General features: G+C 64.0%; 43 protein-coding genes and 1 tRNA gene. 41 read left to right on the plus strand and 3 right to left on the minus strand.

Going from position 1 to position 26495, the window contains the following annotated elements; all coding sequences use genetic code 11:
- Positions 1-2: 2 nt before the first annotated feature.
- The 3 genes from AC1AUD_RS03610 to AC1AUD_RS03620 all read right to left on the minus strand — a co-directional run bounded on the left by AC1AUD_RS03610 (position 3) and on the right by AC1AUD_RS03620 (position 1632).
- Positions 3-440 (minus strand): M78 family metallopeptidase domain-containing protein, encoded by a 438-nt coding sequence (locus AC1AUD_RS03610; protein WP_476572163.1) that lies wholly within the window; start codon positions 438-440, stop codon positions 3-5.
- Positions 424-825, minus strand: coding sequence for a hypothetical protein (locus AC1AUD_RS03615; RefSeq protein WP_476572165.1), 402 nt, complete (start codon positions 823-825; stop codon positions 424-426). Before AC1AUD_RS03615 ends, AC1AUD_RS03610 begins: the two co-directional genes overlap by 17 nt.
- A 174-nt stretch (positions 826-999) precedes the next feature.
- Positions 1000-1632, minus strand: coding sequence for a hypothetical protein (locus tag AC1AUD_RS03620; RefSeq protein WP_476572167.1), 633 nt, complete (start codon positions 1630-1632; stop codon positions 1000-1002).
- Positions 1633-1662: 30 nt separating this feature from the next.
- Between AC1AUD_RS03620 and AC1AUD_RS03625 the strand changes: the two genes are divergently transcribed.
- The 41 genes from AC1AUD_RS03625 to AC1AUD_RS03825 all read left to right on the plus strand — a co-directional run bounded on the left by AC1AUD_RS03625 (position 1663) and on the right by AC1AUD_RS03825 (position 26493).
- Positions 1663-1947, plus strand: coding sequence for a hypothetical protein (locus tag AC1AUD_RS03625; protein WP_476572169.1), 285 nt, complete (start codon positions 1663-1665; stop codon positions 1945-1947).
- Complete coding sequence (locus AC1AUD_RS03630; RefSeq protein ID WP_476572171.1) at positions 1944-2117, plus strand: hypothetical protein; 174 nt, start codon at positions 1944-1946, stop codon at positions 2115-2117. The genes AC1AUD_RS03625 and AC1AUD_RS03630 overlap by 4 nt, the downstream gene beginning before the upstream one ends.
- Entirely contained in the window at positions 2117-2389 is a 273-nt protein-coding gene (locus AC1AUD_RS03635) for a hypothetical protein (RefSeq protein WP_476572173.1), read from the plus strand. Before AC1AUD_RS03630 ends, AC1AUD_RS03635 begins: the two co-directional genes overlap by 1 nt.
- Positions 2386-2634 carry a hypothetical protein gene (locus tag AC1AUD_RS03640; RefSeq protein WP_476572175.1) on the plus strand — a complete coding sequence of 83 codons (249 nt, stop codon included), beginning with the start codon at positions 2386-2388 and terminating at the stop codon, positions 2632-2634. The genes AC1AUD_RS03635 and AC1AUD_RS03640 overlap by 4 nt, the downstream gene beginning before the upstream one ends.
- A gap of 354 nt (positions 2635-2988) precedes the next feature.
- Complete coding sequence (locus AC1AUD_RS03645; protein ID WP_476572177.1) at positions 2989-3588, plus strand: hypothetical protein; 600 nt, start codon at positions 2989-2991, stop codon at positions 3586-3588.
- On the plus strand, positions 3585-4100 hold the full coding sequence (locus AC1AUD_RS03650) for a single-stranded DNA-binding protein (RefSeq protein ID WP_476572179.1): 516 nt from the start codon (positions 3585-3587) through the stop codon (positions 4098-4100). The genes AC1AUD_RS03645 and AC1AUD_RS03650 overlap by 4 nt, the downstream gene beginning before the upstream one ends.
- Before the next feature lie 14 nt (positions 4101-4114).
- Positions 4115-4735: a hypothetical protein gene (locus tag AC1AUD_RS03655; protein ID WP_476572181.1), complete on the plus strand. Its 621-nt coding sequence runs from the start codon at positions 4115-4117 to the stop codon at positions 4733-4735.
- Complete coding sequence (locus AC1AUD_RS03660; RefSeq protein WP_476572183.1) at positions 4732-5790, plus strand: hypothetical protein; 1059 nt, start codon at positions 4732-4734, stop codon at positions 5788-5790. Before AC1AUD_RS03655 ends, AC1AUD_RS03660 begins: the two co-directional genes overlap by 4 nt.
- Entirely contained in the window at positions 5787-6107 is a 321-nt protein-coding gene (locus tag AC1AUD_RS03665) for a hypothetical protein (protein ID WP_476572185.1), read from the plus strand. Before AC1AUD_RS03660 ends, AC1AUD_RS03665 begins: the two co-directional genes overlap by 4 nt.
- Positions 6104-6262, plus strand: a complete 159-nt coding sequence (locus AC1AUD_RS03670; protein ID WP_476572187.1) for a hypothetical protein — start codon at positions 6104-6106, stop codon at positions 6260-6262. The genes AC1AUD_RS03665 and AC1AUD_RS03670 overlap by 4 nt, the downstream gene beginning before the upstream one ends.
- Entirely contained in the window at positions 6259-6627 is a 369-nt protein-coding gene (locus tag AC1AUD_RS03675) for an HNH endonuclease (protein WP_476572189.1), read from the plus strand. Before AC1AUD_RS03670 ends, AC1AUD_RS03675 begins: the two co-directional genes overlap by 4 nt.
- Positions 6624-8048, plus strand: coding sequence for a ParB/RepB/Spo0J family partition protein (locus tag AC1AUD_RS03680; RefSeq protein WP_476572191.1), 1425 nt, complete (start codon positions 6624-6626; stop codon positions 8046-8048). The genes AC1AUD_RS03675 and AC1AUD_RS03680 overlap by 4 nt, the downstream gene beginning before the upstream one ends.
- Positions 8045-8599, plus strand: a complete 555-nt coding sequence (locus AC1AUD_RS03685) for a 3'-5' exonuclease family protein (protein WP_476572193.1) — start codon at positions 8045-8047, stop codon at positions 8597-8599. Before AC1AUD_RS03680 ends, AC1AUD_RS03685 begins: the two co-directional genes overlap by 4 nt.
- A gap of 178 nt (positions 8600-8777) precedes the next feature.
- The gene (locus tag AC1AUD_RS03690; protein ID WP_476572195.1) at positions 8778-9080 is read left to right on the plus strand and encodes a hypothetical protein; all 303 of its coding nucleotides are present in this window, start codon (positions 8778-8780) and stop codon (positions 9078-9080) included.
- Positions 9077-9232, plus strand: a complete 156-nt coding sequence (locus tag AC1AUD_RS03695) for a hypothetical protein (RefSeq protein WP_476572196.1) — start codon at positions 9077-9079, stop codon at positions 9230-9232. The genes AC1AUD_RS03690 and AC1AUD_RS03695 overlap by 4 nt, the downstream gene beginning before the upstream one ends.
- Positions 9229-9423, plus strand: coding sequence for a hypothetical protein (locus tag AC1AUD_RS03700; protein WP_476572198.1), 195 nt, complete (start codon positions 9229-9231; stop codon positions 9421-9423). Before AC1AUD_RS03695 ends, AC1AUD_RS03700 begins: the two co-directional genes overlap by 4 nt.
- Entirely contained in the window at positions 9420-9953 is a 534-nt protein-coding gene (locus AC1AUD_RS03705; RefSeq protein ID WP_476572200.1) for a hypothetical protein, read from the plus strand. The genes AC1AUD_RS03700 and AC1AUD_RS03705 overlap by 4 nt, the downstream gene beginning before the upstream one ends.
- Positions 9934-10122, plus strand: a complete 189-nt coding sequence (locus AC1AUD_RS03710; RefSeq protein WP_476572202.1) for a hypothetical protein — start codon at positions 9934-9936, stop codon at positions 10120-10122. Before AC1AUD_RS03705 ends, AC1AUD_RS03710 begins: the two co-directional genes overlap by 20 nt.
- Positions 10123-10197: 75 nt before the next feature.
- On the plus strand, positions 10198-10983 hold the full coding sequence (locus AC1AUD_RS03715) for a hypothetical protein (RefSeq protein ID WP_476572204.1): 786 nt from the start codon (positions 10198-10200) through the stop codon (positions 10981-10983).
- Positions 10984-11025: 42 nt separating this feature from the next.
- Positions 11026-11310 (plus strand): type II toxin-antitoxin system RelE/ParE family toxin, encoded by a 285-nt coding sequence (locus AC1AUD_RS03720; RefSeq protein ID WP_476572206.1) that lies wholly within the window; start codon positions 11026-11028, stop codon positions 11308-11310.
- Positions 11285-11587, plus strand: coding sequence for a HigA family addiction module antitoxin (locus AC1AUD_RS03725; RefSeq protein ID WP_476572208.1), 303 nt, complete (start codon positions 11285-11287; stop codon positions 11585-11587). Before AC1AUD_RS03720 ends, AC1AUD_RS03725 begins: the two co-directional genes overlap by 26 nt.
- Positions 11588-11751: 164 nt before the next feature.
- A complete protein-coding gene (locus AC1AUD_RS03730) occupies positions 11752-12048 on the plus strand; it encodes a hypothetical protein (RefSeq protein WP_476572210.1) in 297 nt (98 codons plus the stop codon).
- Complete coding sequence (locus tag AC1AUD_RS03735; RefSeq protein ID WP_476572212.1) at positions 12038-12439, plus strand: hypothetical protein; 402 nt, start codon at positions 12038-12040, stop codon at positions 12437-12439. Before AC1AUD_RS03730 ends, AC1AUD_RS03735 begins: the two co-directional genes overlap by 11 nt.
- 99 nt (positions 12440-12538) lie before the next feature.
- Positions 12539-12622, plus strand: a tRNA-Ser gene (locus AC1AUD_RS03740).
- A gap of 20 nt (positions 12623-12642) precedes the next feature.
- Positions 12643-12963: a hypothetical protein gene (locus AC1AUD_RS03745; RefSeq protein WP_476572214.1), complete on the plus strand. Its 321-nt coding sequence runs from the start codon at positions 12643-12645 to the stop codon at positions 12961-12963.
- A gap of 135 nt (positions 12964-13098) precedes the next feature.
- Positions 13099-13458 carry a terminase small subunit gene (locus AC1AUD_RS03750; RefSeq protein WP_476572216.1) on the plus strand — a complete coding sequence of 120 codons (360 nt, stop codon included), beginning with the start codon at positions 13099-13101 and terminating at the stop codon, positions 13456-13458.
- A gap of 14 nt (positions 13459-13472) precedes the next feature.
- Positions 13473-15083, plus strand: coding sequence for a terminase (locus AC1AUD_RS03755; RefSeq protein WP_476572218.1), 1611 nt, complete (start codon positions 13473-13475; stop codon positions 15081-15083).
- Between the two features lie 22 nt (positions 15084-15105).
- On the plus strand, positions 15106-16512 hold the full coding sequence (locus tag AC1AUD_RS03760; RefSeq protein ID WP_476572220.1) for a phage portal protein: 1407 nt from the start codon (positions 15106-15108) through the stop codon (positions 16510-16512).
- Complete coding sequence (locus AC1AUD_RS03765; protein ID WP_476572222.1) at positions 16509-17258, plus strand: HK97 family phage prohead protease; 750 nt, start codon at positions 16509-16511, stop codon at positions 17256-17258. The genes AC1AUD_RS03760 and AC1AUD_RS03765 overlap by 4 nt, the downstream gene beginning before the upstream one ends.
- 11 nt (positions 17259-17269) lie before the next feature.
- Positions 17270-18475, plus strand: a complete 1206-nt coding sequence (locus AC1AUD_RS03770; RefSeq protein WP_476572224.1) for a phage major capsid protein — start codon at positions 17270-17272, stop codon at positions 18473-18475.
- Between the two features lie 11 nt (positions 18476-18486).
- Positions 18487-18765: a hypothetical protein gene (locus tag AC1AUD_RS03775; protein WP_476572226.1), complete on the plus strand. Its 279-nt coding sequence runs from the start codon at positions 18487-18489 to the stop codon at positions 18763-18765.
- Between the two features lie 122 nt (positions 18766-18887).
- Positions 18888-19424 carry a hypothetical protein gene (locus tag AC1AUD_RS03780; protein WP_476572228.1) on the plus strand — a complete coding sequence of 179 codons (537 nt, stop codon included), beginning with the start codon at positions 18888-18890 and terminating at the stop codon, positions 19422-19424.
- Complete coding sequence (locus tag AC1AUD_RS03785; protein ID WP_476572230.1) at positions 19421-19810, plus strand: hypothetical protein; 390 nt, start codon at positions 19421-19423, stop codon at positions 19808-19810. Before AC1AUD_RS03780 ends, AC1AUD_RS03785 begins: the two co-directional genes overlap by 4 nt.
- 2 nt (positions 19811-19812) lie before the next feature.
- On the plus strand, positions 19813-20103 hold the full coding sequence (locus tag AC1AUD_RS03790) for an HK97 gp10 family phage protein (protein WP_476572232.1): 291 nt from the start codon (positions 19813-19815) through the stop codon (positions 20101-20103).
- A 1-nt stretch (position 20104) separates the two neighbouring features.
- The gene (locus AC1AUD_RS03795) at positions 20105-20527 is read left to right on the plus strand and encodes a hypothetical protein (RefSeq protein ID WP_476572234.1); all 423 of its coding nucleotides are present in this window, start codon (positions 20105-20107) and stop codon (positions 20525-20527) included.
- Between the two features lie 80 nt (positions 20528-20607).
- Positions 20608-21462: an Ig-like domain-containing protein gene (locus AC1AUD_RS03800; RefSeq protein WP_476572236.1), complete on the plus strand. Its 855-nt coding sequence runs from the start codon at positions 20608-20610 to the stop codon at positions 21460-21462.
- 164 nt (positions 21463-21626) lie between these two features.
- Entirely contained in the window at positions 21627-23867 is a 2241-nt protein-coding gene (locus tag AC1AUD_RS03805) for a hypothetical protein (protein ID WP_476572237.1), read from the plus strand.
- A gap of 365 nt (positions 23868-24232) precedes the next feature.
- Positions 24233-25300, plus strand: a complete 1068-nt coding sequence (locus AC1AUD_RS03810) for an RNA-directed DNA polymerase (RefSeq protein ID WP_476572238.1) — start codon at positions 24233-24235, stop codon at positions 25298-25300.
- On the plus strand, positions 25297-25605 hold the full coding sequence (locus tag AC1AUD_RS03815; RefSeq protein WP_476572239.1) for a hypothetical protein: 309 nt from the start codon (positions 25297-25299) through the stop codon (positions 25603-25605). The genes AC1AUD_RS03810 and AC1AUD_RS03815 overlap by 4 nt, the downstream gene beginning before the upstream one ends.
- Positions 25606-25735: 130 nt before the next feature.
- Positions 25736-26200: a hypothetical protein gene (locus tag AC1AUD_RS03820; RefSeq protein ID WP_476572241.1), complete on the plus strand. Its 465-nt coding sequence runs from the start codon at positions 25736-25738 to the stop codon at positions 26198-26200.
- Between the two features lie 140 nt (positions 26201-26340).
- Positions 26341-26493 carry a hypothetical protein gene (locus tag AC1AUD_RS03825; RefSeq protein WP_476572243.1) on the plus strand — a complete coding sequence of 51 codons (153 nt, stop codon included), beginning with the start codon at positions 26341-26343 and terminating at the stop codon, positions 26491-26493.
- The last annotated feature ends 2 nt before the right edge of the window (positions 26494-26495 follow it).

The following is a 26495-nucleotide window of genomic DNA, read 5'->3' on the forward strand; positions in this document are numbered from 1 at the left end:
CTTCACCCTCCTATAGATTGGTCCGCTGCTTCATGCAGCAATGTTCTAAAGTCTTCTATCACCGGCACCGTGACGCCGAGCTCCGACGCAAGCGCATAGACGTCATTCCCGTAGATTCGTTCGGCTGCGGCGTATTCGAGCGGACTAACCAGTCTTGCCGCTGTCTCACGCCGAGTCCGCGTTTCGCCGATATCGCCACAGTCGCGGTCCCCACGCTTCCAATGGACAAGCTCATGCACGAGTGCGCATTTCTTTGCCTCGTAGGTAAGCCTCCGGTCTATGAGAATGGTCTGTGTAACCTCGTCGTAGCATCCGCACAAATTGCCGGGCAGGATGGCGCTCGCCACCGTCAGCTGCGGAGCTATCTCGTAAAGCAGCATGCGCATCCGACCGTAGGACAGACCTGACGGCGGAAGGTTCCGCTCACGCAGGGTCGTCATAATCCGGCCCCGCCTCTCCATCAACAAGCGATTGCTTGTCTTCGCTGCGGTATGCGGCAAGCTTCATGTCGGACTTCTCTGCTTTCCTCATCGCCGCTTTGACCTTCGAAGCCTCATCTTCCTCCTCAAGCTGCTTGGCGAGGGCGATAATCTCACGCAACATCTCCGTGGGGGCAACACTACATACATCGCAGATAGTTAGGAACTCAGATAGCTTTACTGACGCTCGTCTCCCAAGTTCAATGTCTCTAATTCGGCTATAGCTGACAATGCCGCCAATCCGGTCTTCAAATTGTCGATATGAGTAGCCGCTATCAGCAATAAGCTGTCCCAAAACTTGCTTCGCCGCATAGTCAACTGGACCCCAAACATACTTAGTAGCCATGCTCATTATGTTATCACCTGACGACACGCCGCGCATCTCGATTTGTTGACACCTGTCATCATTTAGTGCATGATGACAGGTGTCAACGATTGGAGGTGGTTGTAGTGACGATCATGTTCGTCAAGGACAACACGGAGCTGGTTTTCTACAGCACGGATGATTACCGCGCGTCGCTTAGCATGCCAGTCTTTGAAAGTCGTCCCGGAGTGCCTGACGAGCCCAATGCGCGACTTCCTCGTCTGTTGAGCCGTATCCCGTTCTTTCGCAAGCCTCGCGAAGCGCCTCCCAGGCAGCGTGTTTTTCCCGGATGTCCAGATCGCGCAGTGCTGGCAATCGATATGACAAACAATACGGCTTGGATACGCGGGAACACTCCAGACGGGTGGGTTCCTCTTCGTATTCAAGGACTACGCGGATACGTTCCAAGTCAATTCCTCCACGAGGAAGAAGAATGGCATGGAACGACTCGCCTGGAGCTAGTAAGGCAATGTCTGGAACGATGGCGTAACCGTGCTCATAGCGGGGAGATTCAACCATGAGCACGACGTCGCATTGGTCGCTCATGACCTTGGCCGCGTGCGCATTGCCATCGCCGTCATTGCGCCATTCCACGAACAGGTATGGACGCCGGCATCCACAGGCGACGATTAGACGCCCGATGTTCTCAACGAAACACTTCGGAAACGTCTCGCGATGCCTGATGTTCGCTTTGGGTCGCGTCTTCCATGGCCACCAGATGGTCACACCGGCGAAGAGGGCTGACACTCCGGCGAATCCAGCAGACACCCAAGCCAGCCAATCGTCCATGAGCAAACCCCAATCAAAGGAAACACCACTATGAGCACAAAGGTACAGCAAACGCACACCGATGGCTGGGCGTTGAAGGCGGCAGCGCGCATCACCAGCGCCTCGCGCGACAAGGCATTGCTCGCCAAAGCGCAGATGACCCGCATCGCCAAGCGATGCGGCGTCAACCGCATGACCATCACCCGGCACCTCGACGGCGACGACCTGCGCATGAGCGAATTCCTCGCCACCGCCGTGGAGGCAGGATTCGACCCCGTGCAGGCATTGAGTGACGGCATCAAAGGCGAGGCGATCGCGAAGGAGGCGGAGCAATGAGCGGAACCATTCTTGCTGTCGTCGCGGTTGTTTTTTTGGCGATTTTCGTCTTGGCGGCCTCTGCCGTCTTTCTGTGCTTTGCGCTCGCCATGCTCGAGGATCTGCCCGACGACAGTCCGATCAGGGAGCTCTTCCACCGATTCCTCTCAAAAGGAAAGGAGAAGTGGTGATGGATGGTCAGATGCTTACCCCGGCGCAAGTGTCCGAGTGGTGCGGCGGCCGGCCGAGCGTCAAGACGTTGGCGAATTGGAGGTCCGGTGGGCGCCGCATGCGCGGCATGGTCGTCGACCATGGCCCGGATTACGTCAGGGTCGGTTGCCTAGTGATGTATCCGATGGAGGCGGTGCTCGCGTATTTCGGCGATCCATCCAAGCGACGCCACGGGGGCACGCTCGTTGAGGATTGCCCGAGGCTCGCCATGTCCGGGACGGTGGCGGCATGAGCGCGGGTCATTGGAGCGGTTATCGCAAGCCCGAGCGGCCGGTCAGGCTGACCAGTCGGCAGCGTGACGCGAAGTGGCTGTTCTGCCTGCTGGTCTCCGTCGGCCTCGGCGTGCTGGCCCTCTGGTCGGGCCTGTGGCTCGTGGCGGGCTTGGCGGATGGCGTCGTGTCGCTCGGCCACTTGGCGTTGCTGGTGTTCGCGCTGATGATGGGCCCGGTGTTCATGGACATCGGCGAACACGCATAAGTCTTGCCGCATGCACCACGACTTTCTATCCCAAACCCCAATCGGGTGAGCCGTTCTGGTTTTCCCTGTGTCACTCCGGGGTGCGTGCGGCCGGCGACAAGGACAGTCGTTAACACCGAATAACTGAAACTGGCTGCCGGTCGAAGCAAGGTCCCCTCTCTGTTCGGAAGACATTGGGCGCTGCGTTTTAGACATACTGGCCGGCGGCCTTCGGGCGGTGCAGGCTTGCCCCCGGCGGATCACGCGGTTCATGTGGCGCGTGGCGGGCCGGGACTTGGGTTCGATTCCCGGGCCGTCCACGACGGTGCCCCGATCTCACGGGGCCGTTTGTCGATTCATCGAAAAGGAGAACTTATGCCCAGATACAGCAAGGCCCAGTTGGATGAGTGGGCCAGGACCCCGTGGCGCGATCTGAATGCGCGCGAGCAGTCGGCGGTGCGCAAACACATGCGTTCCGTGAAGGGCAATGTGCTGGCGGATCTCGCGGAGGCGGCGTTGCTCGACAAGCCGCAGTGGAGCATCAGCCAGGCGTACAAGGTCGCCGTCGGAGGCACGCCCGCGGCCGACGTGCCGGTCAATCGCGATCCCGTGGGCCCCGCCGATGCCGGCGCCGCGGCCCCGGGCGAGCATCTTGTCATCCAGTCCCCGCCGTCCGGCGAGAGCGTGGATGACGATGCGTGGCTGTCAGAGCCTCCCGAGGATCTGTGCGAGCGGAGTTCCGCGAGGGTCGCGCACGAGGATTTCGCCGGACTGTTGCGCACGAGGCCTGGCCAGTGGCGCCGGTGGAGGGAATGCCGTACGCGGAAGAACGCCATGGACGTCGCGCGCCGTGTGCGCGCCGGCCGTCTGGCTGCGTTCCATCCGGCGGGCGCCTATGACGCGAGGGCCGTGGAGAACCCGGTCGGCGTGCATGGGGTCTATGTCTCCTATGTCGGCGGGGAGGTGGCGCGGTGAGCGGCGAGACCGTCGTGACGATCGTGGGCAACCTGACCGCCGATCCGGAGCTGCGCGCCATAGCCAGCGGGGCGACGGTCGTGAACTTCACGATCGCCTCGACCCCTCGCTCGTTCAATCGGAACACGAATCAGTGGGAGGACGGGCCGGCCCTGTTCCTGCGGTGCAGCGTGTGGAGGGACATGGCCTCCAACATCGCCCAGTCGCTGTCCAAGGGCACGCGCGTGATCGCGCAGGGCCGCCTTCAGCAGAGGAGCTACCAGGCGCAGGACGGGAGCAACAGGACCGTCATGGAGATGCAGGTCGATGAGATCGGCCCCTCCCTGAGGTATGCGAGGGCCGCCGTGGTCAGGACCGCGCAGCGTCAGGCGCTCGGCAGCGCCTACCAAGGCTACCAGGGCGGCGCCACGGCGCCGACGGTCATGCCGGCGGACGGGGCGGATCCGTGGGCGCAGGCTCCGGCCGGCCACACGGACTTCGGCGGACATGCCGAGTCGGAACCCGAGTTCTAGCAAAGGAGAAGACCATGAATGACAGGAACGACGCGTTGGAGGGCGAAGTCCTTCCGACGATTCCGGTGGCGAAGACGTTCCGTGTGCGCATGGACGATCTGGCCGCTCTCAGCGGCGAGATCCCGGACACGGTCATCCGCATCGACGCGTGCCCGGAGCGCATGTATCCCGACCCGCAGGCCGTGTCCCTGCTGCATTTCGCGGCCGAATCCAAGACGTTCACCTTGGAGGGCTTCGAACGGTTCCGCGACGACTGCGGGAACGACATCATGCACCGCATCCAGCAGATCGTCGACCGGCATCCCGACGTGTTCCCCAAGCCGGAGAAGGCCATCAAGTACGCGTTCGCCGCGCCCCGGGCCGTCACGGGCACGCCGCCGTTGAGCCAGTGCCCACGCTGCGGCACGCGGCTATGGCCGGACGCGTACCGGGACATGCCGCGCGAAAAGGCCGCCGGCGTTCTGCTGGCGCGCCCGCATCCGAACTGGTGCGCGGAATGCGGGCAGCGCTTCGCCTACGACAAGGACGATTTCATGAGGACGCAGGACGAGATCGCGCTGACCCTGCTCGCGCACCGGCTCGCCAATCCGGTCGAGCAACCCGAGCTCGACATGCAGGAGGAGGCGGTGGCATGAGCTGGTTCATGGTCGACGACGGCCTGTACGACAAGCCGAGCCTCGACTATCTGCCGCTGGCGGCGTTGGGACTGTGGGTCAAGGCGGGCAGTTGGATGGGCCGCCAGTCGCGCAACGAGGACTACGACGGCACCATCCGCCTAAGGCATGTCAAACGCCTGGGAGGCACCAAGGCGCAGGCAATGCAACTCGTCGCGGCCGGTTTGTGGGACAGGATCGCCGAGGACGCGTTCAGGCCCGTGGAGGACGAGCGCTTGTGGAAGCTGGCGGGAAGCCGCGAACTGTCCGAGAAACGCGCCGCCGCCGGCAGGGCCGGAGGACGTGCGAGCGGGCAGGCGAGGCGAAGCAAACGCGAGGCAAGCCGTCGAAGCGACGACGAGGCAAACGCCTCGGACGACGGCGAAGCAAACGGGAAGCAACACGAAGGCAACCCCGCGAAGCAAACCAGCGTAACAGACGAAGCATTTGGTTCAAGCAAACGGGAAGCAAACGCGAAGCAATTGCTTCAAGCAAAAACGAAGCATCCGGACCATACCCATACCGATACCAATCCAAACCTCCCCCCGGCCCCCTCCGAGGCAACGCCGGGCCGGGGCTCGATGGCCGGCGCCGTCGCCTCGGTCGAGGCGGACCCGTTCGCCGCGGCGTGGAGCGCCCACCCGGTCCACTCCGGCTCCAAGGCCAAGGCGAAAGCCGAGTGGGAGCGCCTGTGCGAATCCGGCTCGGACCCGCTGCGCCTGTTCGGCGCGGTCCTGGCCTACGCGAACAGCGTGGCGGAGGGCGAGATCCACACGCCCTGCAACCTCGCCCACTGGCTTGCCTCCGAACAATGGCGCGACTGGCAGCCCAAACCCAAACCTCAGCCGCTGCCCGACGAGGCATGGCTCCAAGCCCACCTCAACCAGCCCCTCGAGGAATCCGGCGTCGACTCCATCGAGGCCATGAGAGCCAGAAAGCCCTTCTTCCAGCTCGTCCGCCAAGGCCACGACTGGGCCCAGGCCGCGCAGGAGACCATCAGCCAAACCATCGAAAGCACCGAAAGGATCCCGGCATGAACCACATCATCGACCGCCACGGACGCGAAAGCCTGCGCGTGCGCACACTGGCGGACACTCGCATCCAGATCGAGGGCACGCAGACCGGCCACACCTACCTCGGCCTCGAACCACGCGAGGCACTGAGCCTCGCCGCCACGCTCATCGCCCTCGCCCCGGACGACCGAAAGCAAAACGACCCACAGCCCAGGCGACAGGCCCTCCTCGACGGACGAGGCCCCCTGGAACGGATGGCATTCGAAGCCATCAAGGCCGGCATGTGCCTGACGATCTCCATCGGACCGGCCGAGCCCGCAACGGAGGAGGACGAGCAGTGAGCGACCAGAAGGTCGAGAAAGCGGCCAGGGCCGCATACGAGGCATGGTGGAACGCCACCCGCACCGACCCCATCGAGGACTGGCATGGTCTGAACGCGTCCGAGAGGACCGTGTGGCGGCTCGTGGCCATGAAGACCATCGAGGCCGCGCGATGAGCCAGCCAAGCCGCAGGACATGCGAACTGGTGGACGAGCGCGACGGACGATCCTGCATCCGCTGCGGGCTGAGCCTGTACGCCGTATCCGGCTCGCGCCACCACCGCGCGACCCGGAGCCGGGCCGACAAGGCATGGAGGCACGACCCGTCGAACGTGGTTGACCTGTGCGGGTCGGGCACGGCCGGCTGCCATGGATGGGTCCACGCCCACCCCGAGCAGGCCCATCAGGAGGGCCTGTATTTGAGGGCCGGCGAACTGCCCTGGCAGACTCCGGTGCTCACGAAGCGCCACGGGTGGATCCTGCTCGACCGCGAAGGCGGCTGGACACCAGTCGAGGAACCAACGAGAAAGGCATTGACATGAGTGACATCCAACAAATCCCCGTCGGAGACCTGCGTCCCAATCCCGACAATCCGCGCAAGCAGGTGGGCGACGTCACCGAACTCGCGCAAAGCATAAGGCAGCAGGGCATCCGGCAGAACCTCCTCGTCACGCCCATGCGGGAGGCCACCGGCCCCAACGAGAGCCGCATCGTGTACCGGATCGTCATCGGCCACCGCCGGTGGACCGCCGCCAAACAGGCCGGCCTCGAGACCGTGCCCTGCGCGATAGCCGAATTGACCCCGCGCGAGGAGCGCGAACTCATGCTCGTGGAGAACACGCAGCGCACGGACCTGACCCCCATGGAGGAGGCCGACGGATACCAAGGACTCCTCGACCTCGGCTCGAGCGTCAAGGACATGGCCGAGCGTACCGGAAGAAGCCAGACATTCGTCCGCGGACGACTCAGGATCGCCAGCATCCCCACACCCATCCGCCAGCAAGACCAATTCGCCCAACTCGATTTACTCGAATTGGAGGCGCTCGCCGACCTCAACGACAGCCCCGCCGACCAGAAGCGCCTCGCCAAGACCATCGGCACCAACAACTTCGACTACACCCGCACCATGATCGCCCGCGAGCGCCGCCGGCGCGCGTGGTTGAAAGAGGCCGGGGAGCAGGCGCGTGGGATGGGGTTGGAGATCCACGCCCTGCCCGGGAACGCGGGACGCTGGTCGTGGCATCCGGACGATTGCGAGCCGTATCCGAAGCTCTTCGACGAGGGCCGGCGGTTCGACGAGCAGTGGGGCGAATGGCTCAAGGGCGACAAGCTGCGCGAGCGGGCCCGGCTCTACGAGGATGGCGAGAGTCTGTTCGCCTACCAGCCGCTCGACCCCAAGGCGGCCGCCCGACGGGAGCGGGAGGGCGCGGAGGCCAAGAGCAGGCGCAAGCGGGAGCTCGAGGAGGCCAGGAAGTGGCGTCAGGTCGACGAGACCAGCCGCGACACCCGCATGGCATGGCTCAAAGCCAACCTGCCGGGCTTCTCCGGCCCCAAGCAGACATTCATGCTCGAACGGCTCCTCGCCAATCGCATCCTCGGCCCATACGGGTTCGGAAGCCTGTTCGAAGGCGACGTCAACCGCGCCGACAGGATCGTCCAGGCATACAACCTATTGACCACGCCGCTGCCCGTCGCCGAGAAGGACGTCAAGCACGACGTCTACCACCTCGCCGGACCGGAGAACATGCGCGCGCTCGCCGACAGGGCCGGCAAGCCGGGCCAGAGGCGCATGCAACTGCTGCTGCTCCTATTGGCGGACACCGAGTCGCGCGTCGACGCTGACTGCTGGCGCGGCCGCTCCTACGGCAGCACGCTCGCCGACTACTACCGGCTCCTCGATGACATCGGATACGAGGCCAGCGAAGAGGAGACCAAGCACCTACCACGGAAGGACAACGAATGAGCGACAAGCCACACATGCTCCTATGGATCGACACGGAGACCACGGGCATCGACCCCAAGGACGGCAGGCTGCTCGAGGTCGGCATGCGCGTCACCGACCTCAAGGCCAGCAGCATCCAAGAACAATTCGACATGGCGATCAGATACGACCCGGACAACGAGACACCCATCGCCATCGGCGAACGCAACCTCACGGCCATCGGCATGCACGCGCGCAACGGCCTGCTCGCCCAATGCATGGACCAGCGTCGGGCCCGATGCCTCGACGACGTGCGCATGAGGATCGGCGACCTGATCTACCGGTATAGAAACGTCATCCTGCACCCGGCAGGCACGAACGTCGACTTCGACCTCGAATGGATCGACGAGAAGATGCCCGGCGCGCTCGCGGGCGTGTCGTACCGCAAGCTCGACCTGAGCTCGCTCAGGATCACGGACATGGCCCGCGGACGCGACCCCTACGCATATGGGCATGACACGATCCACCGCACCGCCGACTGCCTCCAACGCGACATCGACGAATACCGCGCATGGCTGGACGACGGCGAATGAAAGGACACGAAATGAGCCACGAGGCGAAGATATTCACATGCGAGGAACTAGCCGAAGCTTTGCAGCAAGCTATTGGGCCAGCCAAATTCATTCGATCGCTTATCCCAACGGCGGCTCTCGTTGAGATCGCCGACAGCATGTACGACGGATCCCACGGCGCACTGACGGAGGTTGAGGAATGAGCGAACCAATCTGCGAGGTTATGAAAATCGTTTCAGCCGAATTGCAGTACATAGGGCATTTCAACATCATTTCGATCACTTTGCGGTTACGTCGCGCAAGCACTGGCTGCTCGGTGAATTTCGCGCCGCAGCAGCTGCCGGATTTGCTCCGCATCGCCGGCATCGACGTAGAGGACGACGGCAACAATCTGTCGGAATTGGTGGGCAACCCGGTCATGGTCAAGTTCCCTGATTGCACGGGCCCTGCATCGGCGATAGGCAATGTCTACAACGATACGAAATGGATGGAAATCAAATGAGCCGCATGATAGTCATCCGTCACGAGCCCAGGGGCAGCGAACGACCCAAGTACGAGCGGATATGCGACGCCTGCCGCCATCCGGTCAGCCGCTTCGCCCAGACCGGCGACCACTGCCCAAGCTGCGGCGCCACCCTCGAGGAGGACCAATGAGCAGCATCAGCGTGGACGAAAACAACCACATCGACATCGACCAGCAAGCGCTCGACGCGCTCGCCGACGCGGGACTGGGCAACGATTCGCCGGCCGAGGCGTTCGTCATCGGATACCGCGCCGGATGGGACCAAGCCCTCGCGCTGGCCGTGGAGATCGAGGAACGCATCAACCAAGGAGACGAATCATGATCGACATCAAGACGCTCAACCCGGAAAAGATTCGCATCATATACGGGCAGCATCCGTCGAAGGACGAGAACGTCCAGTTCTGGAACTGGGGAAACGGCGAGATAGCCGTCTCGACCGCATGCACCGGACATCAATCGCCCGTCAGCCGCATACCGGCATCGGATGTGCCGGAATTGATCGCATGGCTGCAGTCCGCGGTCCTGCATGATGAAGACCATCAGGATGACGCTAAGGATGTGAGCAAATTGGCTGACGACACCGAATACGAGCGCTTCGCCATGGAATACGCCACAGAATTGGCCAAGAGATCGGTCCTCGATGTGACTGGAACGCAGCTCGTCGCCATGAGCGCCACTCTCCTCGCCACCGGCAGCGAGGAAGGCCTGCGCAGCCTCAAAGCCCTCATGCCACCCGAAATCGCCAACGACCCCATGTCATTGGCGACTATGCACGCCATCGGGACGGCGCTCGCCGTGATCAAGGCATATTTCGACGCAAGGGAGGCGAAGGATGGGCAAGTACAAGCGTGACATGATCCTCAAATGGCATGCGGACGGCTATTCGGTCGATGAGACCGCGCGGCTCCTGCAGGTCAGCGAGCGCGAGGTGGTGGACGTGATTCGCGCGGCGACGCCCAAGGAGGTCAAGGCGGCGGAGCGCTCGCCGGATTTCGTCGAGCCGCCGCTTTTCGACGAATAAGGAACAAGCCATCCGCTGGGGATGGCTTGGCTTGTGGCAATGCCCAATCATACCCCGGCGGAAAGGCAATACATCATGGATTTCGGATGTCCGAACGATGGCAGCAGGGTCGCGCCCGGCAGGTGGCTGTGCGGGGACTGCGAGCGCGCGTATCTGCGTCTACTGCGAGATCTCGACGGCCAGCTCAAGGCGTTGCGTTCGGTGGCGCTCAGGCAGGTGCGTATAGGAGCGCGCGAGCACGCGCCGTCGAACGGATTCGCGCCCAGCCCGATCGACTGGGACGCGCAGGAGTTGTTCGAACAGTCGTGCGAGTGGATGCGCGGCGTGTGCGCGCGCCTGAAACCCGAGTGGGCCAAGGTTCCGCTGCGCCAGTGGCGCGGCCTGTGGAACCGGCTCGTCGCCAACCGGAGCACGCTGCTCACCTTGGAGGATGCACCTGAGGATTACGCGGCATTGCGGGAGCTGTCCGACCGGATCGAGCGTAGGCTTGCGCCGATGCCGGAACTGGTGCTGTGGGGCCACTGCCCGGCCTGCGACGCGGACGTGATGGCACCGCGCGACGCCAAGTGGGCCGATTGCAAGGAGTGCGGCGCGCAGCTCAACCTCGCCGAGATACGCGTCGCCTACCTCGACGCCGCCGCGAGGACCGAACTGGGAGGGGCCGCGCGCGAGGGCCTGCACATCACACGAACCCAGTCAGGCGCCGCCGAATGGTTGAGCGAGACCACGGGGCGCAGGTTCTCGGCGCAGCAGCTGGCCATGTGGCGACGAAGGGGAAAGCTGCCGTCATGCCGGAGCGTCGGCGGCGGATACTGGGAGTGGAGCGTACGCGAGCTGCTGGCGTGCGCCGGAGGAGAATGATATCGCTTGACATTACTAACGCATTACGTTAGTATAAGTGACGTGAGAACGCGGGACAAGGAACTCAACGACTACCTCTACGGCGGCAGATACCCGAAAGGCTATCCGACCGGCGTGGAGAAGGCGTTGAAGCGCAAGCTCCAGATGCTCAAGGCCGCGCACGCATTGCAGGACCTCAAGGTTCCGCCGGGCAACATGCTCGAAGCGCTCGTGGGCGACCTGCTCGGACACTGGAGCATCCGCGTCAACAAGCAATGGCGTCTCATCTTCCAATGGGACGACGAAGCGAAGGAGGCATACGATGTCTATTTCGACGACTACCACTGACCGCTACCTGAGCACCCCCGGCGAGATCCTGTCCGAGGAGTTCATGCAGCCGCTCGGCATCACCGGCTACCGTCTCGCCAAAGCCATCGGCGTCCCCCAGACCGCCATCAGCGAGATCGTCCGCGGCAAGCGCGCCATCACCACCGCGATGGCATACCGTCTCGCCAAGGCGTTCGGCACCACCCCCGAGTTCTGGGACAACCTCCAGCGCGACTATGACCTGCTCAGCTTCGACCCGAGCCAGCTCGGCGACATCAAGCCACTCGTCGCCGCCTGAAAACCGTTGCGATTGCAGGCTGTTACAGTTTCGTGATATGCTGACGCATCAGGTGGAGTGTCAAGAGAGACGACCACCGAATTGCTGCTGATCCCCGCACGGACACTTCGGTTGGCACCAGTCCGACGGGGATCAACCATATCCGGCCGAGTAAGCTGGAACACATGCCAACCGAAAACAACAATCAAAGCACCATCGGCATCGATTACGACGCCCTCATCAAATGGTTCGAGGAGAACTGGCGCAGCCAGGAATGCCCGATATGCCATTCGTCATCGTGGAACATCGAGGAGACGCCATTCCGGCTCGAACGCCTGGTGATGGTGGGCCAGCCGGTCCACGGCGCTCCCTTCCTCGGCCTGATATCGGTGACCTGCAAGAAGTGCGCCTACGTCCGGCTCTTCGACGGATTCCAGATCGGAGTCATCAAGTTCTATCCGGGGAATCACGATGACAAGTGACCACGGTTTCTCGGTGGGGCCGAACGACTTCGGCGGAAAATCTCCCATCGAGTACAACATGCTGCGGCCGAAGGAGGATCTGGTGCCAGTAAAAGGGACGGATCTGAGGCATCTGAAACGAGATATCAGGGACATACCGGATGGGCAGGGAGTGTTCGACAACGCCTTCTGGGGCTTCCTTGGCCTGGGCGCTCCATTGGTTATTCAGTCAGTCATATCTAGATTTGGAAGCATACCTGACATCGTTTCATTTTGCGTGGGCGCTTTCGCCGTAATCGTTGCCTTTATTTTCAAGGCGCTTGGTGCGAAAGCGAAGGATAGTCGTGGACGGTACGTAGATAACATCATCGAGAACATCGACGATTACTCGTCTGGCGTAGAGCGCACCTGAACCGAAGCATAAATCCGAACGCATAACTTCGAATCCCCTGACCCATCGAGCATGGCTCCATGCCATGCGATGACACGAATCGGGGGATTCCACATACTTGGATGGTTGGCGGAGAGGCCTAACGCACGCGCTCGCTAGGCGCGCGACCAACATGGTCCGCGGGTTCGAATCCTGCACCATCCGCAAAGCAGAAGGGCGGCAGCATGGCACAGCATCGCGTGCGCAAGACCACCCGCCAGTTCGAAAAGGACAAGGCCGCATTCTTCGCCAAGTGCAAGCGAGAGCACGCAGTGTGCTGGCTATGCGGCATGCCCATCGACTACACCGTCCCGAAGAACACCACCGACGACAGCTACAACCTCGACCACCTCTACCCCGTCACCAAGCGACCCGACCTGCAGTTCGACCCGGCTGGCTTCCGACCAAGCCACACCAGCTGCAACAATCTGCGCGGCAACAAGGATCCGCACGCGCCAATCGGCACACTATCAAGGCAATGGATCGCGCTCGACACCGCCGCCTGACCCACGAAAGCCAACGGGAAGGGGCGGTAGAATCCTCCGACAGGCACCGACCGGCCCACTACCCGCGTGCCCGCTCTTTCTCTCCCCGTTGAAATTTGCACAGAGGGTCGCGCACGCGCGAAAGGAGGCCGTTCCATGGCCGTTTTCCCGCAGCAGTCGGTGTGCGAGGCGTTGGAGGCGTCGCTCAGGAGCGCGAAGCACCTCCGGGCGCGCGACAAGGCCGCCATCGCGGCCGCCCGTGCGCTCGCCTGGAAGATTGACCATTGGGACGAGCTGGCCGAGCGTGCCATAGCGGACGTGGAGGGCACGAAGCAGCGTCCCGCGGTGCCGCAGAACGACAACGTGAGCATCGCGAGCTTCCTGAAGTACCTTGACGCGCTCGGTCTGACGCCGGCCGCGGCCGACGCGAAGGCCACGCGGACCGCGTCGGCGGGCGATAGGCCGAAGGCGAGGCGGAAGACCGCCATGGAGGAGTACATGAGCGAGTTCGGCTGACGGGAGGCGGCGTCATGGAGGATTGCATCATCGCCGGCGAGGTCACGGACGCCGATCATGGCGTGACCGTGCCGAGGATCTACACTCCCCCGCTGCGCAAGCTCGACAAGACGACGAGCAACGGCTATTCGGTCATCGCGTTCGCCGAAATGGTGCTCAAGGTGCACCTCTACCCATGGCAATGCTGGCTGCTGATCCACGCGCTCGAACTCAACCCGGACGGCTCCTACCGTTTCCGCAGGGTGATCGTGCTGGTCGCCCGCCAGAACGGCAAGACCACCACGATGGGCGTGCTGGCCGCGTGGTGGCTGTTCGTCGATTCACAACGCCATCCCGAGCGCGTGCCCCCATTGAAATTCCTCGTGGTCGGCGCAGCCCAGACGCTGGACAACGCCAAGGGCCCCTACGAGACGGTGAAGAACTGGTGCAACCCGCAGCCGCAGACCGACGAGGAGTCCGAGCTGGCCGTCCCGGACCTGCAGGCGCTGGTGCAGAAGATATCGAACGTGAACGGCGAGGAGGCGGTCATCTGCCGCAGCAAGGCGAAGTACATCGTCCGCGCGGCGAACAACATCCGCTCCAAGAGCGCCGCCCGCGCCATCTTCGACGAGCTGCGCGAGCAGCATAACGAGGATGGCTGGAATTCCGTCAGCCAAATCACCAAGGCCGTGTGGTCCAGCCAACTGTGGGGCATCAGCAACGCCGGCGACTACCGAAGCGTGGTCCTCAAGAAGCTCGTCGACGCGGGACGCGCGCTCGCCGACTCGTGGAGGGCATACGTCGACGCGGGCCTCGGCAAGGCCGAGGAGTGGGCGAACGACCATGACCCGACCTACGGATACTTCGAGTGGAGCGCGCCGGACAAGTGTGAGCTCGACGACGACGATGCGATACGCCAGGCGAACCCGTCCCTCGGATACGGGGCCATGACGCTTCGCAGCGTGAAGGCCGACATCAACACGATGACCGAGGCCGCATACCGCACCGAGGTGCTATGCCAGTGGGTCACCGCCGACGTCATCCCCTACATTCCGCCAAGACTGTGGCGAGAAGGCATCGACCCCACGTCCACCATCCCCGACGAGAACCGAGTGGTCCTCGCCATCGACACCAGCGCCGACCGCGAGACCACCTACATCGCGGCCGCCGGCATGCGCGCCGACGGATTGCCACACGTGGAGGCCATCGCCAGACGCGACGGCATGATGTGGGTCCCAAGATACCTCCGCCTGCTCAAGGAAAAATGGCCGGCCATCCACGAGATAGCCATCCAATCCAAGGGCTGTCCCGCCGTCGACTTCATCGACCCGTTGACCGAGGCCGGATGGACCGTGCATCTCATCGAGGGCTTCAAGCTCGGCGCCTGCACAGGCCGGTTCCTCGACCGCATCAAGGAAGGCAAGCTGCGCCACCTGCCCCAGCCGCTCGTCGAGCAGCAGGCCGCGCTCGCCGTCACCCGGCGGCTCGGCGAGGTCATGGTGTGGGACCGTGCGAACGCCGCGACCCACACGAGCATGCTCATCGCCGAAAGCGAGGCGTTGTACGCGCTCGAGACCTGCGACGGAGAGCCCGACAAACCGAAATACAACTCAACCAACGGGGACATAAGGATGTCCTTCGCCTAACCGAATCGAGAGGAGGCTTATTTTGAGTTTCCTCGACAGTCTCTTCCATGGCCCGGCGGCCATCGACCTGAAGTCCGGCGAAGCGGATTCCACGGCCGTGACCGTTCCGGCGACCTCCACCCAGTCCGACGTGTCGTGGCCCGACGAGTGGGATTTCATCGGATGGGCCAACGGCATGTACACGCGCCAGTACGCGGTTCGTGTCGTCGTCGATTTCATCGCCCGCAACATCGCCTCGCTGCCGTTCAAGGTTTACCGGCGCGACGCGGACGGCGACGCGATGGAGGTGCGCGACGGATCCTTGGCGCAGCTCATGCGCCGGCCCAGCATGCTGCCGGGCATGACGCGCTACCGGTTCATCGCGCGTCTGCTCGAGGACATGCTCCTCGAGGACAAGTGGCTGTGCGTGCTTGGCATCTCCAAGGGCCGATGGACGCTGCGCCGCATACCGGCAGACTCCTACCAGCTGGAGGGCAACGCGCTCGGCGAAATCACCGGAGTGCGCATCACCGCATCGGAGTCCATGCCGGGAGTCCACTACGACCTGCCAGACCCGCGCATCGCGTTGGACATCGGCTACATCGACGGGCTTCGCTTCGGCAACCCAGTGACCGACGTGCTGCGGCCCTTGCTGGCCGAGGCGCGCGCCCTGGAGCGATACCGGCGCAACATCGCCGAACGCGGAGCGCAGATCCCCGCCTACGTGTACCGGCCCAAGGAGATGGAGTGGCCCAGCCAGGAGGCGTACGACGCGTTCGTGCAGTACATGCGCAACTACACCGCCAACGGGGGCATGGCCGGACGCCTCCCCGTGTTCAAGGACGGCATGGAGATCCGCACCGTCGAGAACCTGTTCAAGCCCATCGACATGAACGACCTCGAGGCGCGCGACAAGATCAACGTGGCCGTGTGCAACGCGTTCCAGGTCTCACCTGAGAACGTGGGCTTCCGTGAGGGCACGAACAGCAACATCGCGGCCTACAAGGAGAAGATGTGGAACGTCGAGCTGATGCCATACATCGTCGCCCTCGAGGAGGCGCTGAACCTCACGCTGCCTGACGCGGTGGGCGAGCCCGAATGCTACGTCAAGGCCAACATCGACGCGAAGCTGCGCGGCACGCTCGAAACCCAATACCAGGCGCTCTCCACGGCCACGGGCCGTCCGTTCATGACCACGAACTACGCGCGCCAGCTGCTCGACATGCCCAGGGTGCCCGGCGGAGACGAGCTGATCACCCCGCTCAACGTGAGCGAGGGCGGCCAGCCCAGTCCGCAGGACGGCGGCGTGACGCAGAACGCGCAGACCAACACCAGTCCCAACGGCAAGACCGCAGCCGGCATGCTGTTGGCCGATTTCAAACGTGCCTACCAATATGACGCCGCATTCCGGCGCGACTGGGACGAACTCACTGGAAGGAACGAATCATGAGCCTCGAACACACCGGGTATCGGATAGACCTCAAGGAGCTCGACACCGGTGACGGCGAGGGCACGTTCACCGGGTACGCGTCGACATTCGGCAACAAGGACCTCGACGGCGACGTGATCCTACGGGGCGCGTTCGCGGACACGCTCGCCAACGACTTCAAGGCCGGCGGCGCGGGAATCCCATTGCACTGGCAGCACAAGGACGGCTCCCCGAACGATGTGATCGGCGAGACGCTGAGCGCCGTCGAGGACGAGAAGGGCCTGCTCATCACCGGCCGCCTCGACATCGACGTGCCCGAGATCAAGCGCGCCTACGACCTGTTGAAGCGCGGGCTCATCCACCAGATGAGCATCGGCTACATCGCCGAGCAGAGCGCGTGGGTCGACGGCGAGAAGGGCTGGATCGACGGATACCGGGAGCTGCGCAAGGTCAAGCTGTTCGAAATCTCGCTCGTGCAGATCGCGGCGAATCAGGAGGCCGAGGTCATCGAGGTCAAGGCCGGACGCGCCATCAGCAAGGCCAACGAGTCGAAAATCCGCACCGCCTACGACGCGCTCGGCGAACTGCTCGACTCCATCACCGAGACCCCGGACGACCGGACCGAGCCAGACCCGCCGAACGATCCCGACGACGACCCGGATGACGCCAACGACGATAAGCCGGAGTCCGGCGCGAAGAGCTTCGCCCCCGAATGGGAGCGGGAATACAAAACCATCAGCGACTTCTTCTCGCTGGCCAACCAATGAAAGGAGATTCCATGACACTCATGGAGCAGCTCGCCGCCGAGAAGAAGGCGGCGAAGGCCATCCTCGCCAAGGGGATGGAGAACATCACCGACGACGAGCAGACGCAGCTCAAGGCGCACTACGAGGAGACCAAGCGCCTCTCCGAGCGCATCAGCCTGTTCAAGGCCGCCAACGACGACCTCGACGAGATCGGCGAGGACGGCGACTCGAAGCGTAAGCCCAACGGAGAGGCGAAGAGCCTCGGCATGCTGTACGCGATGGAGCTCAAGGAGGCCGGCCTGACCGCCAAGGCCGGAGCCAAGCACGGTTTCGCGACCAGCGACTTCAAGGCCGCGACCGACGTGCAGGCCACCGGCGGCGCCGATGGCGCGTATTCGCCGCTGCTCGTGCAGGTCGACCAGAACGGCGTGTGGCCCTTCGAGCGTCCGCTCGTGGTCGCCGACCTGTTCTCCAGCGGCACGATGAGCGGCAATTCCATCAAGTACCCCGTGTACGGCGCGCTCGAAGGCGGCGCCAACATGGTCGCCGAGGGCGCGCAGAAGCCGCAGCTGCATCTGCCCGACCCGACGTGGAAGCTCGACGCCTTGCACGAGGTCGCCGCATGGTGGAAGATCACCGACGACATGGCCGAGGACCTGCCCTACATCGTCTCGGAGATCAACTCTCATGCGCAGTACAACCTCAAGCTCATGGAGGAGATCCAGCTTTTGACCGGCGACGGCACCGGCCAGAACATCGAGGGCCTCCTCACGCGCGACGTGCAGACCCTTGGCGCCGGCGCGGACACGGACCCGGACCGCGTTTTCAAGGCAACCACGCTGATCAACACCGCGACTGGATTCAGCGCCGACGCCGTGGTCATCAACCCGGCCGACTACGAGACGCTGCGCCTTTCCAAGGACAACAACGGCCAGTACTACGGCGGCGGCTTCTTCAACGGCGCGTACGGCAACGGCGGCATCATGCAGAACCCGCCCCTGTGGGGCCTGCGCACCGTGGTCACCGAGGCGATCGCCAAGGGCACCGTCGTGGTCGGCGCGTTCAAGGTCGGCGGCACCGTCTACCGCAAGGGCGGCCTGCGCGTCGAATCCACCAACAGCCACGACGTGGACTTCACCAACGACCTGATCACCTACCGCGTGCGCGAACGCCTCGCCCTGCAGGTCAAATACCCCAAGGCGTTCGTCAAGGTCACGCTCGGCAAGGCCGGCAAGTGAGGCGGTGAGCGATGGCAAGGCAACTTCGAGTCATCCCCGCCGCGCAGGCCACGCCTGACCAATTGCAGTACGCCGCCGAGGTCGCGTTCGTTGACGAAAACGGCAACCCCGTCGACATCGGCGGCGGCTCCGCCGCATCCAGAGTCGCGTGGAGCGACGTGACAGGCAAACCGGCCGCCGCAGCCGCCATCGCGGACCCGGCAGACAACGCCGACGCCTCCGCATTGGCCGCGAACCAGAAGAAGATCCTGGCCGCGCTGCGCACGTGGGGAATCGTCAACCCAAAATGACGGTCGCCGGACTGCGCATCACCAAGGATGACGGCAGTCCGGTGCCCGACGCCATCGACGCGGGCTCGACCCTTCGCATCAGTGTCCTCGCGGAAACGGAATGAACGACGGGAGGCGAAATCATGGCCGACGAACAATCCATTGTGATTCCGGACATCATCGCCGACCCGTCGTCCTTCGACGCGAACGCGGCGTTCTGGCTCAAAGCCGCGCAGGCGGCCATACGCCGCCACTGCGGATGGCACGTCACCCCGAACTGCGAGCTGGCAGGCGTGGCGAACACGCGCGGCGGCAAGGTCCTGCGTCTTCCCGCCCGCAACGTCACCTCGCTGGATGAGCTCACCGACAGGCGTGGGCGCAGCCTCATGCCCGGCGTCGCCTACGATCCGGCGACAGGACTCGTCGAACGCATCGACGGCCAGGCCTTCCCCGAGGGAGTGGCCGCCGTGCGCTACCGCATCCACGCCGGATACAACCAATGCGACGACGTGCGGTCCGTGCTCATATCCGCCGCGCAACGCGCCAGCCTCGCCGCAGGCCCCGGACTGGTCGCAAGCCAATCCACGAACGGCTCCACCGTCACCTACGCCAACCTCGTCACCCTCATGGACGACGAGAAGGCCAAGCTCAACCCATACCGGCTGGAGGCGCTGCCATGAGCCTGCTCGACAGCCTAGGCAAGGCATCCTTCGCTATGGGCGGGGCGACGCCATTCGTGCGCATGCGCGCCGGCCGCAAACCAGACCCATACGACCCCGGCCAACAGATCGAGGACTGGGACCACCCCGATGAGCTCCGATTGCGCGGGGCGCTCGCCAGCTCGTCGAGCACGCGCACGCCCGACGCGTTGCGAGACCAGACGTCGTCCACCGCCTATCTGACGGTGAACGACCCGTTGGCCGACGTGCGTGTGGGCGACCGTATCCGCGCGGATCCCGACGACGGGCGCAAGTGGGAGGTGTCTGGCTTCCCGTCCAAGGACGTGAACGCGTTCACCGGATGGCAGCCGACCTTGGAGATCGCATTGTCGGAATGGAGGGGCTAGGCATGGCGCGCGCAGGCCAGACTTACATCGATTTCAACGATTCGTTCTTCGACGAGATCCTCAACAGCGCGGGAGTCAACGCGTTGACGCAGGCAGCCGCCGAACGAGCGCTGGCCGAGGCCAAGGCCAACGCCCCGGTCAAGACCGTCGCATACCGCGATGGGCTGCGCATCGAGCAGGTCAAACGAGCGCACCGCACGACCCAGATGGTCGTCGGCCACGATCCCAAGACCATGCTCATCGAATCCCAGACCGGCAACCTCGCCAAGGCGTTGAAGAAAGCGAAGACCTGACATGACGTTGGTGCTGCCTCCCGACCTCGAACTGTGGCTGTGCGGATACCTGCGCGGCCGGCTCTCCGACGTGCCTGACCTGCGGGTCTCGAACAAGGAGCCGCCGATGTACGACGGCTCCCATCCGCTCGTCGTCGTGCGCGACGACGGAGGCGCCCAGTCCGAGCGTATCCTGTTCGACCGCAGCATGGGAGTGACCGTGCGCGGCTGGACCCGTCAGAACGACAAGCCCTGCAAGGACTTGGCGCGCCGCGTGTACGCGCTGCTCACCGACGATCCCGGCATTCTCAGCAACCACGCCGAAAACAGTCCGATACTCGCCATCGACGAATCGGGCTGCAACGGGCCCTACCCGGTCACGGAGGACGCGGATGTCTGCCGCTTCTACATGACCGTCGAATACACCGCGCAGGGCGATTACTAGCACCCCGCGCATCAAAAACAAAGACCCAACCCCTTGGCGGAGACCCTGCCAAGGGGTTTCTCACAGGAAAGGAAACCTCAATGGCAAGGGATTCTCAGGGGAACAACCTCGACGACACCGACATCACCGTAACCGGCCGAATCATCCTCGTGCCCTACGCGGCCGAGAACGTCATCACACCGCAGATGATCGCCAGCGACGTGGCCGACCCAGAGCTGCCGGCCGCTTACAATCCCGACGCATGCGTCGGCCTGATCACCAGCGACGGAGCCCCGCAGGACGGCCGCGAGGCCGGCGACGACAATGAATTCTGGCAGCAGGGCTACACGCTGTCCGGCGACCCGACGCTGACCACTCAGTTCACCACGGCCGAGGACAATGACATGACCCGCCGCGTCACCATCGGCGACCCCGACGAATACGGCGTCTACCACGTCACCGACATCGTGCAGAACAAGAAGTGGATGGCCTACAAGGAGAACGTGCTGCGCTCCGGCAAGGTGCGCCGCCGCGCAGGCGTCGTGCAGGTCACCAACAACGAGCCCGGCCAAGAGACGCGAGGCAGCGTCAAGGGCAACGCGCTCACCGCCACATGGCAGGCCGACAGCCTGTACGGCAACGACCGCTACATCGAATCCACGTACGATCCGAGCCAGCACATCGCCGTCACCTCCATCACGGCCAATCCGGCGTCCGTGTCCGTCGAGGTCGGCAAGACCGCCACCGTGGCGCTCGCGATCCTTCCCGCGGAAGCCGCGAACCAGAGGATCACCGTGGAAAGCTCCGACGAGGCGAAGGCCACCGCGACGGTCGACGGCACGTCCCTGACCGTCACGGGCGTGGCAACGACCGAGGACGACAAACCCGCTCAGGTCACCGCCACCGTCGGCGGCAAGAGCGTGGTCATCCCCGTGACCGTCTCCCCAAAAGCGTGACCGGCGTCCGCGTCGCGTTGGCGGATGGCGGTCCGGTGCCGGCTGAAATCGCTGCTGGCGGAGAGCTGCGGTTGCGCGTGTTCGCGCAATACGACGATTGATGGGATCGGAGGGGGCGACGTTGCGGCCGTCCCCTCCGTTTGGAGAACGTTTGGAGTTTGACGATGGCTGAAGAGGATGTGACCGACCGCGCCGATTACACGGTGACGGGAGGGTTGACGCCCGTCGAGGGCGAGAAGGCCGCGTGGCATGTGTCGGAGGACGAGGGGCCGGTGAGCGTGACCGCCAGTTTCGGCGGCAAGAGCATCACGGCGGACTCGCGCATCGTGGGCACGCTCGCGGACATCAAGGTGAGCGTGCGTGCCGAGGAGGCTGGCCAGCGTGTGGCCGCCACGCCCGCCGTGGCCGCGAACCGTCTGCGCCTGTACCACGTGGATGACGCGGACAAGCTGCCGGACGTGAGTTACGGCACGGTGATCGCGGAATCCAGTAATTGGAAGGAACTGACCGCAAACCGCGTCCTGTATGGCACGGAGGGTCAGGTCGTGACGGTCGTGGACGTGGATTCCACGAGCCGCAAGGCGCGCGGCAAGGGCAGCGCCACGCTGCCCGCGCCATTGCTGGGCGCGCTGACCGTGAGTGCGGAGGCCCGGTTGAACGGGCAGACGGTGACCGTTTCGCCCGCTCCGTCGGGAGATGATCTGCGCCGTTACAAGATCACGAACGCGGATGCGAGGCCGACCGTCGAGTGGGGCACGCAGTGCGCGACCGCCGACGGTTGGACGGACCTGCCCTCCAACGGCGAGGTCTCGGGCGCGGAGGGGCAGGTGGTCACGGTCGTGGACCTGACCAACAGCGGAGCGTATGCGCGCGCGAAGGGCGAGACCACGTTGCCGGCGCCGATCTCGGGCGATCTCGAGTGGGACGCGGATGCGGGCGAGTACGTGAATTGGGCGGACTGGGCCATGGCACGCCGCGACGGCAGGCAGTATGGCGTGAGTTTCCCCAAGTATTCGGCCTCGAACTCGCCGGATGGCGAGAAGACCATGGACAACGCCGGTCTCGCGGATCCCGTGGCGAGCACGAACGAGACGGCCGGCGCGGACCCGTACCAGTCGATCCCGCTGTTCGCCACCGTGGACTGCAATGCGACCATCGACGCGGACGGCGTGCCGCACGTGACCGCCATCGACGGCATAGACGACCGCTTCACCCGCACCGGCGCCGACGTGTATGTGATGCAGATGCCCTTCTACTGGAAGTACACGGAGACCGACACGCACAGGGACATCGCGATCAGCGACACCAAGCTCTCCGGCTACGTGCCGTTCGAGGGCATGCTCCTGCCCGACGGCAGCGAGCGTCCGGTGCTCCTGTACGCCAAGTACATGGCCTCCAAGGGCGCGGACGACGTGCCGATGAGCGTGTCGGGCAAGCGTCCCGACTCGTATTTCGGCAGCGTGGCAAACATGTACGACAAGGCTGGAGCGAAGGGCGCGGGCTATTCCGGCCATTCGCAGGCCGACGCCCTATACGTGCAGGTCATGCTCATAGTCAAATACGCCACGAAAAACCTTCAGGCCGCGTTGGGAGGATGCTCTTCGTACGGGAACGCGGAGACGCTCGCGGCAGCGGTGGCGAACTCGAACCGCGTCCCATTGGCCAAGGGCAAGGGCGGCGCGTACGTCCCCGGCTCGCAGGTCATGGTCAACGCGAACGGAGACCACGGCACGGCCGGGGTCACCGGAGTGCGCACCATCACCAGCATCGACACCGATGACACCGCATACGACTACGTCATCCTCGACGGCGACCCGTTCGACGCGGACACCAGCATGAAGCTCGCGACCGCGCCCTACGACACCGGTTTCTGCGACCAGGTGAAGGGCAGGGACGGACGCACCCTGGCGCACGCCGGCCGCGACAGGCAGCCCATCCTCCTGCAGGGCATCGAGATGATGCTCGGCGCCATGGAAACCGACGCGGACGCGATCGTCAGGAACGTCAAGGACAGCGACACGCAGGCCCACAGCGAACTCTGGCGCTGCCACGACAGCCAAAGCATAAACTCGAACGGCGAAGGCTACGTGAAGGTCGGCGACTACCCGGCCACACAGAAACTCGACGGATCGGAGAACTTCTACCTCGAGGACTTCGAACTCCACGAAGGCGTCCTCCTGCCCATCGGCAGAGGCGCGACCAGCACCACCGGCCTCACCGACGCCATATGGGTCAACAGCGGCAGCAGCAGCAGCAGCAACTTCGCCAACCGCCGCTTCGGCACGCTCTGGATCAACGCCTACGCCGGCGCGTTCTACGCCAGCGCGTACGACACGCTCGGGCGCACCTGGTGGGGCTACGCGGGCCGGCTGTCTGCGTTGGGCCGGTCGAAGCCGCAGGCGTAGACCGGTGGGGGTGAAGCCATGGGCGAGGGGGCGAAGCCCCCTCATATCATCCCCACATATTCTTGGGATTTGCGGCCGCCCCCGCGGCCCCGCCACCGGGCTTGCTTCGGCACGCTCAGGAACAACGCCAACGCCGGCGCGTTCTACGCCAACGCGAACGACACGCTCGGGCACACCAGGTGGAACTACGCGGGCCGGACATCTGAACCATTTTTCGAAGACCGCATCTCGCCTCCCATCGATTTGAGGAGGCCCCAGCCACGACGCCAGAAACGGCGTCGAAAATACCCTGACCAACAAAACACGGCCGGTACCCGAACCACTCCAGCACCGGGGACAGCCGTTGGAATCCAGATAGCCTGACAATGAGAACCTTTTGCAAGCACACGCATATCGCCAACCAGGCGATGATGAGGCAGGCGATCGACCATTTCCTCAAGGGCAAACGAGGCCGCAGGGACGTGATGCGTTGGCTCGACGAGCATCCAGACCTCGACCTGACCGCGTTGGACATGGCCATCGCCCTGCAGGAGCATCGCACCGGTTTCCCTCCGATACACTACTTCGAGCGCATCGAACCCATCACCGGCAAGCACCGGGTCATCGGACGCGAGAGCATCGACCAGCAGATCTACGACCACGCGGCCGTGCTCGCGTTGAAGCCGTTGACCGAGGCGCGGATAGGACGCTGGCAGACCTCCACCATCCCCGGGCGCGGCATCCTCGACTCGAGGAACGCGATCAAACGATGGGTCAACGACGGACGATCCCGCTATTTCGTCAAGCTCGACATCGTCCACTACTATCCCACGATCCCGCGCGACCGGTTGAAGACGATGCTCGCCCGTGATGTCGGCGACAGGACCCTATTGTGGCTGATCGGCCGGCTCATCGACACCAACCAAGGCGGCACGGGATTGAACATCGGCTCGTACCTGTCGCAGACCCTCGCCAACTACTACCTGTCCGGCGCGTACCGGCGCGTGCTCTCATTATCCAAGACACGGCGCGGCAAACGCCGCAGGCTCGTGACGCACGCGTTGTTCTACATGGACGACATGCTGCTCATGGGCCGTGACGCGCGCGACCTGACCATGGCCGCGCGCAGCCTCGAACGACACCTGCGCGACAAACTCGGGTTGCGCGTGCATCCCGACTGGCACGTCCAGCGCATCGGTCGCACGCCGGTCGACATGGTCGGATACCGGTTCCTGCCCGATCGCACCACGTTGAGGCCCGCGTTGTTCCTGCGCGCCAGACGCGCCTTCGCCCGCGCATCCAGACCCGACGGCATGTGCCGCTCACGGGCCAAAAGGTGCGCCTCCTACTGGGGGTGGCTGTACAACAGCGACTCCATCCACTTCCGCAAGACCCACCGCATCGACCACACCATGCGCCGGGCCAGACGATACCTATCCAAGGAGCATCAATGACACAGAAGACCTACAGCCTCAACCCATTGGAGGAGATCGACTACTACCCGCGCTACGACGGACTGGCCGACGTGCGCATCCGCGAGAACATCCGCAAGGTCGACCACGTGGGCGAGTTCGGCGACGGCACCGAGTTCGACGAGACCGAATGGGAGGCCGACGAGACCTATCTGGTCACCGACATGACCCTCGAACAGGTCCAGGCCAACAAACAGCACCTGCTCGACTCCAACAAGGACACTTACGCGGCGCGCGTCATGCTCGCCGACATGCCCCGCGCCGACGGCCCCACTGTCGGCGACTGAACCCGTGCCCGCCGGCCTTCCTTTCTTCACGGCGGGCACCCCTACCTGTCCCCATACGGGCTTCCTATCCGGCCCGCATGGGGATTTTCATACGCGGATAGGAAAACACACAAGGATAGGAAACAACATCATGGATGAGAACACCAACACCATTCCCGTCGCAGTGCAGGCCGCGCAGCCCTCGCCGGTAGCCGCGACGGCCCCCGCATCCGAACCGTCGGACGCGGATTTCATGGGAGTCGACGACACCCGTCTCGCGGATGAGATCGCGCGGGCCGGGGAGCGTATCCGCAACAAGTACCTCGTGCGGTTCCCGAATCTGGTCGTGCTCGCTCCGAGCGGCCGGCGCTACCGTCTGCCGTTGAACCCCGAACGTGACCTGATCGAAAGCCTCCGGGACGATTCCGCGCCTGCCGACATCATCTCCAAGCTGCTCGAATCCGTGGACCCTGAGCAAACCACCTTCATCGGGCGCGAGGGCTCGTCCACGCTGGTGTCGATGTTCAACGACTACATGAAGGTCATCGAAAGGGTGCAGGACGCCAGCGTGGGAAAATCCTCGACTTCCTCGCCCGCGTCAGCGAAGACCGAGTAGAGGCCGCTGCCGATTTCGCCCGCCACGGGTGGAGCCTGACGGGCGACCTTGGGGGCCGTCTCCGTTACGGGGATGCGATCGCGCTCTACCTGTCCCTGCTCGCCGACACGTCGACCCTGACCGGCGCCAAGCACGCCGGCTTGGAGTATCCGGTGCGCCGCGAATGGCTGCTCGACCATTACGAGGGGTTGCGGTCGCCCATTCCAGAGCGTGAGGATGCGGCGGCGCCTGTCATCAGCGAAAAGGAAATCCGCAATGCCGAGACGCACTTGAGCAGCGTGTTTGGCCGATGAGA

This window comes from Bifidobacterium sp. LH_730 (genome assembly GCF_056355835.1).